At 34.2% G+C, this 16,112-nt stretch carries 15 protein-coding genes; 7 read left to right on the plus strand and 8 right to left on the minus strand.

The features are described from left to right. Nucleotides 1-39: 39 nt before the first annotated feature. The 8 genes from METBO_RS12335 to METBO_RS12370 all read right to left on the minus strand — a co-directional run bounded on the left by METBO_RS12335 (nucleotide 40) and on the right by METBO_RS12370 (nucleotide 9,956). The gene (locus METBO_RS12335) at nucleotides 40-1,146 is read right to left on the minus strand and encodes an ABC transporter substrate-binding protein (protein WP_013646054.1); all 1,107 of its coding nucleotides are present in this window, start codon (nucleotides 1,144-1,146) and stop codon (nucleotides 40-42) included. 19 nt (nucleotides 1,147-1,165) lie between these two features. Continuing rightward, nucleotides 1,166-1,993 (minus strand): class I SAM-dependent methyltransferase, encoded by an 828-nt coding sequence (locus METBO_RS12340; RefSeq protein ID WP_013646055.1) that lies wholly within the window; start codon nucleotides 1,991-1,993, stop codon nucleotides 1,166-1,168. A gap of 21 nt (nucleotides 1,994-2,014) precedes the next feature. Then, nucleotides 2,015-2,323: a DUF2149 domain-containing protein gene (locus METBO_RS12345; protein WP_013646056.1), complete on the minus strand. Its 309-nt coding sequence runs from the start codon at nucleotides 2,321-2,323 to the stop codon at nucleotides 2,015-2,017. After that, nucleotides 2,299-2,958 carry a MotA/TolQ/ExbB proton channel family protein gene (locus tag METBO_RS12350; protein WP_013646057.1) on the minus strand — a complete coding sequence of 220 codons (660 nt, stop codon included), beginning with the start codon at nucleotides 2,956-2,958 and terminating at the stop codon, nucleotides 2,299-2,301. The genes METBO_RS12345 and METBO_RS12350 overlap by 25 nt, the downstream gene beginning before the upstream one ends. 73 nt (nucleotides 2,959-3,031) lie before the next feature. Further along, complete coding sequence (locus METBO_RS12355) at nucleotides 3,032-3,742, minus strand: DUF2162 domain-containing protein (protein ID WP_083804501.1); 711 nt, start codon at nucleotides 3,740-3,742, stop codon at nucleotides 3,032-3,034. 187 nt (nucleotides 3,743-3,929) lie between these two features. Next, a complete protein-coding gene (locus METBO_RS12360; protein ID WP_013646059.1) occupies nucleotides 3,930-5,924 on the minus strand; it encodes a right-handed parallel beta-helix repeat-containing protein in 1,995 nt (664 codons plus the stop codon). 151 nt (nucleotides 5,925-6,075) lie between these two features. Then, nucleotides 6,076-8,097: a right-handed parallel beta-helix repeat-containing protein gene (locus METBO_RS12365; RefSeq protein ID WP_013646060.1), complete on the minus strand. Its 2,022-nt coding sequence runs from the start codon at nucleotides 8,095-8,097 to the stop codon at nucleotides 6,076-6,078. A 68-nt stretch (nucleotides 8,098-8,165) separates the two neighbouring features. Beyond that, complete coding sequence (locus METBO_RS12370; RefSeq protein ID WP_013646061.1) at nucleotides 8,166-9,956, minus strand: right-handed parallel beta-helix repeat-containing protein; 1,791 nt, start codon at nucleotides 9,954-9,956, stop codon at nucleotides 8,166-8,168. 580 nt (nucleotides 9,957-10,536) lie between these two features. Between METBO_RS12370 and METBO_RS12375 the strand changes: the two genes are divergently transcribed. From METBO_RS12375 to wtpA, 7 genes are all read left to right on the plus strand, one after another. Continuing rightward, the gene (locus METBO_RS12375; protein ID WP_013646062.1) at nucleotides 10,537-11,151 is read left to right on the plus strand and encodes a class I SAM-dependent methyltransferase; all 615 of its coding nucleotides are present in this window, start codon (nucleotides 10,537-10,539) and stop codon (nucleotides 11,149-11,151) included. 39 nt (nucleotides 11,152-11,190) lie between these two features. After that, complete coding sequence (locus METBO_RS13350; protein WP_013646063.1) at nucleotides 11,191-11,343, plus strand: ribbon-helix-helix domain-containing protein; 153 nt, start codon at nucleotides 11,191-11,193, stop codon at nucleotides 11,341-11,343. Nucleotides 11,344-11,679: 336 nt separating this feature from the next. Beyond that, on the plus strand, nucleotides 11,680-11,889 hold the full coding sequence (locus METBO_RS12380) for a TOBE domain-containing protein (RefSeq protein ID WP_013646064.1): 210 nt from the start codon (nucleotides 11,680-11,682) through the stop codon (nucleotides 11,887-11,889). Between the two features lie 380 nt (nucleotides 11,890-12,269). Further along, nucleotides 12,270-12,461: a 4Fe-4S binding protein gene (locus METBO_RS12385; RefSeq protein ID WP_013646065.1), complete on the plus strand. Its 192-nt coding sequence runs from the start codon at nucleotides 12,270-12,272 to the stop codon at nucleotides 12,459-12,461. 17 nt (nucleotides 12,462-12,478) lie between these two features. Continuing rightward, on the plus strand, nucleotides 12,479-13,483 hold the full coding sequence (gene fwdF / locus METBO_RS12390; protein ID WP_013646066.1) for a tungsten-dependent formylmethanofuran dehydrogenase subunit FwdF: 1,005 nt from the start codon (nucleotides 12,479-12,481) through the stop codon (nucleotides 13,481-13,483). Nucleotides 13,484-13,687: 204 nt separating this feature from the next. Beyond that, a complete protein-coding gene (locus METBO_RS12395; RefSeq protein ID WP_013646067.1) occupies nucleotides 13,688-14,380 on the plus strand; it encodes a TOBE domain-containing protein in 693 nt (230 codons plus the stop codon). 249 nt (nucleotides 14,381-14,629) lie between these two features. Continuing rightward, entirely contained in the window at nucleotides 14,630-15,682 is a 1,053-nt protein-coding gene (gene wtpA, locus METBO_RS12400) for a tungstate ABC transporter substrate-binding protein WtpA (RefSeq protein WP_013646068.1), read from the plus strand. Nucleotides 15,683-16,112: the final 430 nt, after the last annotated feature.

Genomic DNA, 16,112 nt, shown 5'->3' on the forward strand with positions numbered 1-16,112 from the left:
ATACCTAAATGGAATTCATTACATTAATAGCTTGCGGACTTACGTTGTGTTTAAACCCGATCCAACCAGGATATTTTTCGCTTCATCGTCTGTTAGGGAGTAGTTGTAAAATTCTGAATAGAACTCCTTAACCTCTGATGTTAAATTCAAATTCTGGAATTTGTCAGGGTATAAAATTTTTGCAACCCATGGAATTCCAATTATCATGTTTGCTCCTGTGGGCCGGTCAAACCATTTGAATGGAGATTGTGGGGAAAGGTAGACTCTTTTGTTTTGTACTGCACTCACACCACTCCACTGTGAATTGTTATAAACATTGCTGAAGAATGTTGGATCTGTTGTGATAATTACCTCAGGATTCCATTTGAGAACCTGTTCCATGGCCACATCTGTTTCACCATTGCCTCCATTTTGCTGTACATTTGCCACGTTCTTGCCACCACAGAAATCTATTAACTGGGCATGAACAGATCCCGGAGGTTCTGTTTTAAGACCATCCACATCCTCTGCATAATAAACAGTTACCTTCTCAGAGTCAGGTATGTTATAAACCACATCTTTAACTTCTTTTTGTACTTTATCATTGTAGGCAACTAGTTTAGCTGCTTTGTCTTCGGATCCCATTATTTTTCCCATGAATGTTATGGATGGATCAAAGGATGTGAAGTTACTCGTATCTAAAACCCCCACCACTGGAATGGATCCCATTTTCTGCTGCCTTTCCTCAATGGTTGAGGGTGCAGATGAATGTTGTGACACTGTGTCCGGTGTTACTCCTTCAAATACCAAGTCAGGTTCCATTGCAACGAATTGTTCATAACTACCTGTCTGTGCCCCGTACCATCCTCCAACAGAAGGAAGGCCTTTGTACTTTTCTGGCATGTATTTCTGCTCTTCAGATGTTGTCTGGTAATTCAATCCCAATAGCTTGTCTGGACTGATCATATAAACCATAACTGTTGCTGTTGGATCGGTTGTGAGAACTTTATTAACATTTGTCGGGACAGTAACAGATCTGTTGGCCATATCAGTAATTGTAACATTCCCATTACCCACCAATGAGCCATGAGCAGTAATGTAATAACCTGAAATTGATACAATAATAAGAATGGCTGCTGCAATTAAAATCAAATAATTTTTATTCATTTTATCACTGATTTATTTACTAATTCTTCCACCATATGAGTATCCAATCCGAACTTTCCTCAGGATTTTCAAGATACCCCTCTTCGTTGGTTACTAATATCTTTTTAAAATGATCTCTGAGCAGCATTTCTTCATCATGGGCTAAACCGCCCATTTTCCATCGATATCTGTCCATCACTTCGTCCATATCTTCGTATATGTTCAAAGTGTCACATTCCAATTTTTCAACATTCGCAGTTATCCCCATTTTATGTAGAATGTTGCAGACGTACATGTAGCTTGGATATTTTGGATACTCCCGGTTAATGATTTTTGATATGTTAGTTTCCGGATTAAAATTTCCAGAATGCCTTAAAGTTATATAAACACTTTTTCCAATGTTATTTAGTTTCCTGAGGATCGTTTCTATTTCCATTACACCATTTAGACAGCGTGACGCAACAACAACATCCTTCTCCCCTAAGGATTCCAGGGAAATATCCATCATATCCCCCTGCAAATAGGTTAAATTTTTAATTCCTTCTGTTTGAGCTTTCTGGTCAAGAATTTCGAGCATTTCAGTAGACAGATCAATACATGTCACTTCTGAAACATGTTTTGCAATCTCTAAAGTTATGGTTCCCTCTCCACAACCTATATCTAAAACTGAATTATTAGGATGGGTTTTTATTTTATCTAGGAGTTTTTCTGGATAGTCATCCTTTTTCATCCATTCTTTAAATTTTTTAGCTATATTATCCCAGTCTTTACTTTTATTGGATGGAGGTAGTTCCATTAATTCTTTTTGCCAGTAGTATGACCAGTTAATGTCGTTGAGGGGATCTATTAATCCATTGTGTTCATCCATTTAGTTTCACTCCATGTACTGCTAATTAATCATAATCAACTTACCAGTTTCAGGATCCTTATATACGGTACCTACTTGTTCATATCCATTTCCTGCGTTCGATCCATTTTCAGGGCTGTTATTTAGTGATTGTGATTGTCCATTGACTGTTACAGTGTTTTGAACAGTTCCAGATGATTCTGATAGTAGGGTAGGATTACTATGCATCGCCATGATTGCAAATACCAGAAATCCCACTGCCAGTACCAACATACAATCTGTGAGGTTAATTATTCCAGAAGTGGGATCCTCCTCATCACTATCATCTAAAAATCTTCTTTTCTTTGACATCTTTCTAAAGCCTCCAATGTAGATGTAACAATGGCCTCTAATATGGAAAGATCATCCATGTACCACTTCTTTCTGTATCTGGAAATTATGAATCCAATTGCGCCGGCTGCCAATCCAGTGATGGTGGTATCAAACGATATAGTTAAAGCTTGAGCAAGTGCATTAATATCTCCATTTCCAAGGGCAGCCAATCCCGGACCAAGGGGAATAAGAGTCCCCATCAAACCCATAGTAGGCCCTAATCTTACCAATATATCAGTTTTTTGAGTTATATTTGAATATTGAAGTTCCAACTCTTCAATAAGTTTATTTGCAAGTGCTTTTCTAGATACAACATCAATATCTTGGTTGTTAATTATTTTAATCAGAATGTTTTTCATGTTAACATCAAGATGACTGCTTCGAACATGTTCTTTCATCTCTTCAGGATTTGCTGATTTTGAAATTGCCCTTATTAGTTTTTCTGTCTTATCAACACCAAATTTAACCCTTGAAAATTTTTCTGTTACACAACTGCCCAAACTCAAGATTGCAAAGGTAAAAAAACCTATGAGAATTATAACAACAGGAATAAGCAAACTTTCAGCGATTAAATGTAATAAATTGGTTAAAATTTCGCTTCCAAAAATTATCATTAGAAATCTCCACTAAAAATATATATTTTCATTTTAAATTCGTAATAGTTTCCAAACATCCATTATTTTAGTTTCATAACATGGTTTCTTTCTGCATTCGCATGTTCTGTATAAAGACTCCGCATAAGAAGATGCCTGCTACTGCAATCACAAGGAAAGCCACGTAATCCGTCGATCTTAGATACAGTGGATTCATGTGTAAGTTAGATAATGTGGCTATGTTCGGTATGAATGCTGCAAACATTATGAAAAAAAATCCTACTAAAACCATGAAATTTGTTACAATGATAGGATATGGCTTTTCTAGTTTTTTCAAAAATTTTGAAACCCCAAATGCTATAAAACTGATTATTAATAGTCCTAAAATTATTGTTAGTATTAATTCAATGTTATTTCCAAAATTTGGCCCAATTAACAGTACATAAACTGATGTCACACCAACAGTACCACCTATTACAGGTACTGTGAATGCAGGATTATTTAAATAGGTGATTTCCTTGTTACATTTCCAGTTTTTAATGGTTAATATTCCTGCCAAAAAGATCAATAATCCTAAAATTCCGGTTATTTCAGCTATATAGTGCTTAAAAAAATCATATGATAAATAATTGTTTAAACCGATGATAAACAACAACACAAATATTACTATAGCATATATTAGGGTTATAAATGCAAAATTGAGTTTGCTTATTTTTTTTAAAGCTATTCCTAATCCGTTCATAGTACCAAAAAGGATTATAATGGTTATAATAAGAAAACTCCAAGTCACTGATATAAACGTCATCCCCTGAAAATTTTATTTAAATGTGTATCAAAAATTGACGAAAAATGTTCATCTCTGTTAACACTCAAAAAACCTATCCATATTATTTCGACTTGAGTATTTAAACATATCGAATTATATGGTTTTTAGTATTACTATATTTAATATTCCATCCATTTAATAATAAAAACAAGTAAATGATGCACAGTTACTTCCTGTACATCAATTCGATTTCTTTCCTGTAATAAACCACAACAATAGTTGCAATCAACAGTACAAGTGCAACAATACTCCACAAGTTGGGATTCACATTATCCAATAAAATTTCTTGTGCTGTTTTAGTCTGATCACTTGCTTGATCCTGACTAGATGTAGATTGTGCTTCTTCAGCAGCCCCATCTATTTGTGCACTGGTTCTTTCAAGCTTTGGAGAACCAGAATAACTAGAGCTTGAGGTACTTGAGGATTGGGCTGTGTTACCTCCGGAATTTCCATTATTTATTTGGCCGTTATTTCCAGGAGTGTTGGTATTTCCATTGTTACTGTTCCCATTCCCATTATTTCCACCCGTTCCACTGCTGCCATTACCATTACCATTATTCCCATTACCATTACTATTGTTACCGCCATTTCCGTTACCATTATCTCCATTACCATTGTTTCCATTACCATTGTTTCCATTACCATTGTTTCCATTGTTTTGATTTAGATATTTCAGAATTTCCTTAACTTCCTCATCATCTAGTGACATTTGCTTTTTTTGGGATGTTGTTTGAATCGTCAATAGGTTACCAGTAAGTTTATACTCTGATGAAGGGAATGTTACAGTTGCAACACCATTTTTTACAGTAACTCTAACTTTTTTTCCATTGTTCAATTGGTATATTATATCAAAATTAGGAAGCAACGTAGCAACCTGACCATCAGCACCATAAAATATTGTTGTAAACTTTCCATTGGATTCAGTAGTCATCCAATTGACATATTCTGAGCTTACATATGGACAAACTCTCACTTGTCGCGGGTCGTCTGATCCATACCAATTGTATCCAATACTGGTTTTCTTGCTGTAATCACTTGCACAAACTTCTCTTCTTTCATTGTCAGTTATAACATTGTAATATACAGACAGGGTAGTAGATTCTTTGTATCCCCATCCAAAATTAATACCAATCCCTGAATCTTCATCATTACCTTTATTCTTAGTGATGGCGTTTTGGATTATGTTTAAATTATCCGTTCCAGAATTGACATCAATTCCAATTTTATTTCCACTGATTGTGTTGTTAGTTATATCTGTGTTAGTTATGTTTGTTGTTGAACCCGAACCATCAAGTTCAATTCCATATTTAAGATTGTTAGTTATGATATTATAAGCTATTTGGGTGTTTTTAACGTTTATACCTAGGTAAACTCCGTGAACTCCATTATTACTTATTGTATTGTTGTTGAGAATTACACTATCCGTATAAATCAGATTTACACCATTGTTTTGTACGTGTTCAATATCGTTACCTTCTAAATCAATATTTTGACTGTTTGCTATTGAAGTGCCGTGTTTATTACTGAAGGATATGTTATTGTTTGATACTTTGATATCATGGCTATTTTCTATTTCAACACCGTTAATAGCAGAATTTTTCACATTATTGTTTTTTATAGTGCTATTTTGACTGTTTCTAACAGATACACCTGTTTGAGATGAACTCACTGTGTTTTTCTTAACTGTAACGCCGGTACTTCCGGATACTTTTATTCCAGTTCCCTTGGTTGAAGTCACAGTATTTTTTGATACTGTTACGTTAGAAGTATTTTTAACAGATATAGCCTCATTTGTAGATTTTATATTAAATCCTGTTATATTGGTCCATCTGCTTCCACTTCCTGTCACAAAAAACACGGGTTGTCCAGATGTATCTCCTGTAACCGTGGTGTTGACGTTGGTGATTAAGTTTAGTGATTTTTTGATTATGAGGGACAAATTTCCATAGTATTTTCCCATGAAGGTTAATGTGTCCCCATCCTTTGCAGAATCAATTATATTCTGAATCTGGTCGTTTAGTGAAAAACTTGTGGTGTTGTAGTAAGATGATTGTTGAATATTCATTGTTGCTGCAGATGCGGGTTGAACATTACAAAAACTAACACTTATCACTGCGATAAACAGAATCATTGATATTACATGTTTATTTCTTATATTCAAGTCCCCCAGTCCACACGTCTTATGTAAAAATTGATCATCAGATCTCGATTGATCATTGTTATTATTATTTTATGTCTAGTTGTATTTAAATGCATATCAATAAAACGAAATAATTGCTCAAAAAAATAAAAAAAATGGAAGAATTGAATCTTTAATAAGCTGTTAAAGATTTGTTCACAGTTTTTCCGTTGTTATTGAATTTTATTGTTTTGGTTCCCTTGTTTGTTACTTGTACTTTGGTTGTTAGGGTTACAGATTTTCCTGCAGGTATCTTTAAACCCCATATCTTGGAAGTTTTATTAAACTCTGACGGATAGTTTGTACTTATCCTTTTAACACCGGTTGGCAAACTCATATAAACCTTAATAAGATCAGAGGAGTCTTTTCCAGTGTTGGTGATGGTGGTTCTAACGTAAGCATAACCCCCCCTCTTAACCTTTGTAGTGCTTAAAGTATTTTTGTATGCAAGATTAACGTACTTGTTAACTGTTACTTGTGCAGAGTTTGAAAATGTTGGGTTTACATTTGAACCTGAGATCTGTGCCTGTGACTTGATTACACCTGATTTTTTGGCTACTGCATTTATGCTGATGCTTAATGAGCTTCCTGCTTTGAGCGTTCCGATGTTCCATATTCCATTTGAATAGGTTCCCTGTGATGGTTTTGCAGAGCTGGTGAAGTAGTTGGATGATAAAATATTGGATATTTTAAGGTTCGTTGCATCTCTGTTATTTGAATTTTTCACAGTAAATTTGTATATTATACTTTCACCATTCTTTATCACAGTTTTTGTTGTGTTTAAGGTTGATGATAGTGTTAATTTGGGAATATCTGAATTACTGATGGGGTATAGTGTTTTTTGTGCTGTTTGAAACGATAAGTAAGGAGCTAATGCAAATATGGTGTTGTTAGCTGATTTGAAGTCATATTTACCAAAATCAACTGTGGCTGTTCCATTTTTTACCAAGACATTCTGCCATACATCCCCTATATCAGCAGATCCCTTTGTTGTATCATTTTTGTTAAGGAAGAAAGTCACGTAAAAAGAACCGAATCCTGTTTGATTGATTCCTGTTTTACTGTCAACAAATGAAACAGAAAAAATTCCATTGGATTTGGTAGTGATGTTTCCTAGTACTGCTTCGCCAGATACAACTGCAGAAGGACAAAGTCTTTTAGCTCCTCCGAAACAAGTTTCTCCTATCCACACAGGTGCCCTGACAATTTCTCCAGTTCCATCATCAATGTACCTTACAACATCCCTTATAACATGGCCGGAGATGAAGTTGTTATTCAATGTTTCAGTTCCATTTACAAGCGTTGTTACTCCTAAATCATTGCAAATGCCGAAATTACCATTCTTGAAGATGTAGTTACCTGTGATGTTAAGTCCATTGATTGTGGTGTTAATGTAAATTCCATAACCATCATTTGAATCTGTTGCAACGTTCTGAGTAATTGAATTTGATGTTATGGTGGTATTGTTGCAGGATTCAAAAATGTTTATACCAATGTATTTGTTGGAAGTGATGTTGTTACCGTTGATCAGGGTGTTTGAAACATTGCTTGCAAATAATATTCCATTTTCATCGTTATTTGTTATTATATTGTTTGTTATGGAAGCTGAGCTTGAATTATTTAATTTTATACCCGTGGCTGACGAATATAATGTGTTGTTGTTAATGGTAATATTTTGACTGTCCCTCATGTTCAGGCCAACACCACCCCAAGAGCTCATGCTGCAATTTGATACTTGGATGTTAGTTGTGTTGTTTATGTTTACGGCATAGCCTGCGTTGTTGTTGTGAATGTTGAACCCTGTTAAATTGGTTCCAGAAGCCCCTCCATAGATGGAAAATGCTGTTAATTCGTCTGATCCGCTTGGAATCATCATTTCACATGAATAAACCTGAGTGCCCACTGTACTGATGATGTTTAGTGGTTTATTTATTGCAAGATTTATCATAGTGTACTGATTTCCAGTAAACAGTATTGTATCCCCCGGTTGGGCATTGTCAATTATTTTTTGTATGTTACTGTTGGTTACCATTCCATGATCTGTTTCATTTATTGTCCATACAGTGGCTGCAACAGGGCCTGTAAAAGCAAGATTCACTATGAAAATTCCCATGACAACCATCAATAAAGAGATCCATCTGTTATTAAATTTCAATCATTTTCACCTCAAAATTGTGAATAATTATTTTAAAAAAAATAAAAAATATGGTCTTTATAAGACCATTAGGTAGCTTTGAATGATTTTGTAACCTTCTTTCCGTTGTTGTTGAATGTTACTGTTTTTGTTCCTTTTGTTGTTACCTTTACTTTGGTTGTAAGTACAATGGATTTTCCGGATGGTACAGATAAAGTCCAAAGTTTGGTTTTGTTGTTCCACTGTACAGGGTAGTTTGTGCTTACTGTACTTACACCAGATGGTAAAGTCATTCCGAATGTCATTGGATCAGATGTGTCTTTACCAGAGTTAGTGACGTTGGTTCTTAGGAACACGTAACTGCCAACCTTAGCATTTGATGTGCTGATGGAGTTAATTATTTTAACTGAAACATCTTTGTTGATGGTTTTCTGGATAGTTTTAGCTTTGACTGGCGTTGTGGTGTCTGATGTTACTGTAGCTTGTGAACTGGTAGTTCCTGATTTTAATGCTGTGGCTGTAACAACTAAAGAAGCCGTGTTTCCTGCACTTAAACTGCCTATATTCCAAATACCGTTAGCATAATTTCCTATGGATGCATATGTTTGGGCACTAGAGAAGAAAAGAGTGTTTAAAATGTTGGTCACGTTCACATGGGTTGCATTTCCTGTACCGGTATTTAGAACAGTTATGGTGTAAGTAGTGCTGCCACCTGTTTTAATTGTGTTGTTGTTACTTGCGCTTGATATTGAAAGGTTTGCAAATACTGGTTGTGCTTGTGGAGTGGAGGAATCTAATGTGAAGTTTAGGTTCTGACCTTGTGAGTATAGTACAACGTATCCCTTTGACACATTTGTTACTGAGTTGTTCACTCCAACTATGGAATTACCAGTGCCATTTCCAACGAAAAGTCCCTGTCCTGCCTGGTTGTCCACACCTACTGCTGCTCCAATGATGTTTTCGAAGATGTTTCCAATGATCTGAATATCATCAATCATACTTAATGGTCCATGAGCATACGAGTTTTTGATGTAAATAGCATCCCCGGATGCTTTCTGTGCAGAGTTGTTTCCCCATCCATTGATGAATGTGTTGTTTATAACATAGGTTTGAGATGCAGATTTTTCAATACCAAGACCCTCATAGAAACCATTTATGGTGTTGTTTTGGAAGGTTATGTTTGATACGCCACCACCCCAGAATGCAGCGTAGATGTTGTTTAATAATAAACTGTCTTTAATGTTGACGTTGGTTGCACTAGAAGATATGGAAACTCCATCAGCACATCCACTTATTGTGGAGTTAGTTACTGTGAGGTTGTCCCCACCCATTATATGGTAACCATAGCAGAAACCATAGGCATCGGTGAAGGTACAATTATTAATAAGAACGTTGAATGCATTACCGTTGTAAACAGCTGCTTTACCGTTGTGGGATGTTACGTTTTCTATAAGAATATTTGACACCCTATCAAGGTTAATTGCATATCCTGTGGATGCTAATTTACCATTGACTGTAACGTTACTGTTTAACAGGTTAAATTCAAATTCTTTGAATGTTGAACCAGATGCATCAGCATCTAAATTAGTGGTTACGGTGAATATGTTTGTGCTTGATTCGTTAACACCATTAATTATTGCACCATTTCCAACAAAATTTAGTGTCTTGTTTATGATTATCTTTATGTCATTATATGTTCCCGGTGCAAAGTTGATTGTATCATTATTATTTGCCCCGTCTATTAACGCTTGGATAGTAGTACTATTAGCTCCTGCAGGTATTTGTATAACTGCAGCAGATACTGGATCAGCAGTTACTGTACCAACAGTAATTGTAGCTAGTACTAAGAAAAGCATTAATGTAGCAATTTTAGTTTTCATAAAATTCCCCGCCTTTATTTTTTATAATTAATTTTTAACTTGTTATTTTCAATTTCCCAAAAAAATCGGAATATACTATTATTGATAAGGATTTATTTATAACTCGCCCTATTCTTGTGTAATTCCCCCCGAAATAACTTGTTTTAATTAAACCATATCCCTAAATTCACAGATTTAATCGATATGAATTTAACTATAAATCGATGCAGTGAAAGACTATGTAATAACAATATATAAATATATGGAATTCATCCAAACTGTATACATATTAATAGTTTCATTTTTCCATCATAAATTTAAATTACCATAAATAATGTTAAGTAGTATTAAAGACCATTTAAAGTCCTTAAATTTCAATTAAAACTAAATTATTCAATTTATAATTGTAAATCTAGTTAATAATACTTATTACAAAAAATAAATGATAAAAAATCATCAAAGTTAAAAATAGATTCAAATACCAATTATTGTTTTTTTAATCCAATTTTAATACAAAGGAAACTTTTAACAATTTGACTGAAACGTATAAATATGAATATCGTTAATTTTATTTAAATAATAAATTAGAAGGGAGAATTATATGTCAAACAAAACAGGATTAATGCCATTTAATGGTCACAGGATCCAAGGCAGATCAAGTGAATCATTCATAGATGCCCGGGAAGTTATTTCACGATTAAAACTCAAGGGTGATGAAGTATTTTTAGATGCAGGATGTGGTGATGGACACACTGCATTTGAAGCCTATGATATGATGAACCAAGATGCAGTTATCTACGCTGTAGATATCTACGAACCATCAATACAAGATCTAGAAGAAGAGATCGAAGCAAAGAAAATTACCAGGATTGTACCAGTGTTAGGTAACATCGCAGGAGATATTCCCATACCAGACAATACATTGGATATGACATTGATGATCAATGTTTTCCATGGATTCGTTGCACAGGAAAATCTTCACGAAGCAGTTGAAGAACTGAAACGTATTACCAAACCCTGTGGAAAGATTGCTATAATGGACTACAAAAAGAAGGAAACCAAATATGGACCTCCATTTTTTGTTAGACAGTCCCCTGAAGAGTTGGAAGATCTGTTCAAAGGACATGACTTAAAACTAACAGAAGTTGACAACCAAATTGGAGAAACCCTCGAAGATGGTAGTAAATCACACTACCTTGTGATATTTGAAAAATAAACTTCATTTCATTAATGCTACGAATTTAATGGTGATTAAATGGACAAACAGATAACCATGAAAATACCCGAGGAAATGTACTCTGACCTCAAAAAATTAGCAAACCAAAAGGATGATATTCCTATGGCAAATCTGATAAGAAGAGCAATAGATGATTACTTGAGGAAAAATAGGTTGAAGGGAAATTTATGAGGATTTAGTCTATTATATTATACTGCAATCTTTGTATGAAAGAAAACCTGATTTTAGGATCCAAATTTACTGTTTAATTATTTGGATCCGGACTATGAAATTGAACATCCCTCCAATACTTTTTCGTTTTAGAATCAATTCTCTCATTTAGGGAATGATATCCCGATGTGAAAAAAACACAATCCGCCAAAATAGGGCTTTTTAACTTATATAAATCATATATTAACTTTTTTAGCAATAAATAGTTCAATTTTCAATCGAAAGGTCATTTTTGGCATGAGATACCTTTTTAAATTCTGAAGTATATATTAGCATACATAAAGTTGAGGTGATAAAATGAAAATTAGTGCAAGGAATGTATTTGAAGGTGAGGTAAAGAACATAGAAATTGGAGCAATAATGTCCAACGTGAAAATCGAAGTCACATCTCCCGAGGTCATTACTGCAATAATAACCAAAGAATCCGTTGAAAAACTTGGCCTCAAAGAAGGAGACAAAGTCTCTGCAATAATCAAATCCACTGAAGTCATGGTTGCAAAGGATTAAACCATTCTTTACTATTTTTTAACTTTTTAAGTCAATACTTTCTAACAATATATTTTTAGTTAAACCCTAAGTAATGACGTAATATTTGTTTTAAATTCGATTTAGTATATTTGACCTATCATTTAAATACTCAAATAAAATTAAATTATTTATTTAAATGATGAATAATTTATCCCATAATTAATTCTTATTTTAATCTATAATGCAACTAATTAACTTAAATTTATACTAATAATATTAATAATCTCTTAAATTTAATATTAATCGATTATTTTACCTATTATTAATGAGAATGAAAAAATTAAATCGATATGTTTATATGTACTTATCGAATATCTGATAGTATAAGATCATAATAGTTTAAGATTTGAGGTGAGATCATGCCAGTAACAATAGACACAGAAAAGTGCGGTAAAATTCAAAATTGCCCTGGAGAAGGACTTTGCATTAAAATATGTGAAAAAGGGGCCCTTGTAGAAGAAGATGGAGATGTTGTATTAGTACCTGAAAATTGCGATGACTGCGATTTATGTATCCAGAACTGTCCAAATCAAGCAATTTCTAAGGTATGAATGGTCGAGGAGATAATATGAGTTCTTTAGAGAGGAATGGAGATGAAATTCGTTCCCTAAAACATAGCAATGAAAAATGTGTTGGTTGTGGAATATGCTCCAGTATATGTCCAACTAAGTCCATCAATAATGGGCCAGTACTACCAATAGCACGTGGTCTAGTGGATATGGACTACATTAACATTAATAAAAATAGTTGTTGTTTATGCGGACTTTGCGCAGCAGCATGTCCATTTGATGCCCTTGAATTTAAAATTGATGGCGAAGATATCAAGAAAATGGATGAATATCCTAAGTGGATCAAAGATGCAGCAATTGATTCTGAAGCATGTATTTACTGTAAAGCTTGTGAAACAGCTTGCCCCCAGGACGCCATCCGAGTACAAAGAACCCTTCCAAAACGAGAAGATCTTGTAATTGGAGAGATCGGAGTGGACCAAGACAAATGTATCAGCTGCAAAATCTGTGAAGAACTTTGTCCAGGCGATGCAATAACCGTTCAAAAAACTGGCAGAAATGAATATGAAACAGTTGTTGACGAAGATAAATGCGTATACTGCTTAGTATGTAAGAGAGCATGCCCCACAGATGCAATTAAAGCCGTGTGTAGCTCATGTGCTTATCAAGATTATAAATTTGACCCTGAAACATTTAAAACTCATGGTAACACAATTTTAAATCCTGATTCTTGTGTTAACTGTGGATGGTGTCAGGAGATATGTCCTGTAGACGCTGCGGTTGTGACTAAGCCATTTGAAGGAGAAGCTTCTTTCGATGATGAAGCAGAATGTAAAGGGGATTCATGTCATGCATGCCAAGATGTCTGTCCATGTAACGCCATTGAAATTGTTGATGGTAAATCTGTGATAGATCAAAGGGTCTGTGTGTTATGTGGTGCTTGTGCAAATGTCTGCCCACAAAAATGTATCCAGATCAACAGGACCAAGATCAACCTTGAAAATGTACGTTCTAAATCATGGAACAACATACTTTCCAATTTAACTTCAGGAACTGGAAAGTAATATTCTATTTTTTTTTAATTATTTTTTTAATGTATAAAATCACTTTTTAAAAGCTTTTTTTGGTTTAAATTGTTGTTCAAATCAAATTTAACTGTCCAATTAACTATAGGTAAATTATTATTTAATTAGCTGACATCAGCACAACCTTTAGTCTATGATAACTTTATAAACTTTCCTAACATAAAATACAGTAGGAGGTCTGAAATGGACAGAACAAAGAATGGACCACAATATAGGCTTAAATTTGATGATAAAATAATATTGTTGAATAAGAAGAAGTTTAATTTATTAGAAAATATTGATGAGTGCGGTTCCATAATGAAGGCATCCAAAAAGGTGAACATCCCCTACCGAAGTGCACTTAAATATATTGAAGAACTTGAAAATGAAAGTAACAAAAGCATAGTTTCGACCCAAAGAGGTGGAAAAGGTGGAGGGGGAGAAAGTAAACTCACTGAAAACGGCAAATCCATCTTGAAAGAGTACAGAAAAGTGGAAAGCATTCTAAAGATGCATGACGATGTTAATGAAATTGAAAGTAACATAGTTGATATTGATCAAAAAAATAAAATTGCCAACATCAAACTCAACAACGAAAATGTTGTTCTTCCACTCAGGGGAAACTTCGAAGTAGGAGACAAAGTTTTAGTTTTAATCAGCCCAGAAGACGTTTTTGTAATGTTAGAACCCCAAGAATCCAGTGTCAGGAATATTTTCCCGGGGAAAATAATAGGAATGGAACTTAAAAACCATCTTGTGCGATTAAATGTTGATACTGGTGAAATAACTCTCTTTGTTGATGTAACAGAATATTCGAGAGAAAAATTAAATCTAACCCTAGGTAAAGATATTTATATCGGCTTTAAAGCAGCAGCAATAGCCATGGTTAAAATTTAATAAATTGTTCACCCAAAAATTTTTATTTTGATTATTATTTTGATTTTCTTAAAATAGCCTGCAAATATGATACCTTACTAACAAAAATTTCTGAAAGTATTCTATCCATATTTGTTCTTTTTCTTAAAACACTGGAAACATGCCGCTAAATAGATTTAAAATAAAATTTAGGCGAAATGTTCAAATAATCATATTGACAATAATTAAATGACATTAATATATCTAATCTGATCACACGGGAGGGTGAGAATGGATAAAAAAATTATAATATTTGTGATTGTAGCGATTGCAATTGTTGGAATCGGTGTTTACGGATACGGAGTATACAGTTCCGGCTCTGAAAATGGAACCCTAGTAATCTACGCTGCAAGCAGTCTTGCAGGACAGATGAATCAAACAGCAGCAAAATTCGAGTCGCAACATCCAAATGTAAAAGTACAGATAAAGTACGGAGGCAGTTCAGATTTGATTAATCAGATCACGACCTTAAATCAGTCTGTGGATATCATGGCTTCTGCTGACTATGGTCTGATAGATAAAAATTTGATGCCAAACTACACGAGTTACAACCTTAAAAACGGCAGAAATGAGATGGTAATTGCATACACTGATAAGAGTAAGAATAGCAGTCAAATAAACGGTGAAAACTGGTATCAGATATTCTCTCAAAACAATGTTAGTGTGGGAATTGCAGATCCTAACTCCGCACCAGCAGGATACAGGGGAGTTATGATGATGCAACTGGCAAGTACTTACTACAATGATTCAACCCTTTTTGACACTGTAATAGGGCAAAATACAGCCATAACATCGGAACAAAACGGTTCAAAAACAGTTATTAACAGTCCAACCAACATCGACCCCACTTCTAAAATTGTGGTTAGGCCTGCAGTAGGAGATCTTATGCCAGTACTACAGTCTGGAGCTGTAGATTATATTTTAGTCTACAAGAGTGATGCAGATCAGCAACAAAGTTCAGGAGTAAAGTACGTAACACTCCCTCCAGAATTAGCACTCTCAAACACCACCTACGAACCGGTGTACAAAAACATAAGTATGGTACAGTTCAGTGGAACAAACAAGAGTAAAACCATTGGATTAACCCCGATTGTTTATGGAATAACAATATTGAACAATGCACCAAACAAACAACTAGCAACAGACTTCCTACAACTACTCTTAAGCCCTGAAGGAATTCAAATAACAAAATCCAACTTCATTGACCCAATTTCACCAGCAGAAGCAACTATCAACTCAACCAACATTCCAAGCCAACTACAACAATATGTAAAAATGCCTTAAGGAGAATATCATCTCCTTAATTTTTTTTACCTTTTTTTTAAATAGTTCTAACATGATATTTCAATATGGTACGACATGTACTAGCCTTATACAAACACCATTCACCAGACGAAATATATATAATCTTCAATTATTATAACGGCATCTCCAAGTATGTTATTCCATACAAAGTTATTTGAAAATTTATTCAAAATTACAGATGAGAAATTCAATGCCATATACTTAAAGAACGTTTGAATAACTTTATTTCTTAAAATTGGTTGCTTGATTAAAATGTGTTTGTAGCAACAATTCGATATGTTTATATAGGCGTATCGATAATTTATTGTTGTAGCACATTTTGATATTGGTTCTAAATTGCCATAACACAGAACAAACCATTTAGGGAAAAGCCTCCAATTTTCCCTAATAATTTTTATTTATTTTAAAA

This window comes from Methanobacterium lacus, assembly GCF_000191585.1.
GTDB lineage: Archaea > Methanobacteriota > Methanobacteria > Methanobacteriales > Methanobacteriaceae > Methanobacterium_B > Methanobacterium_B lacus.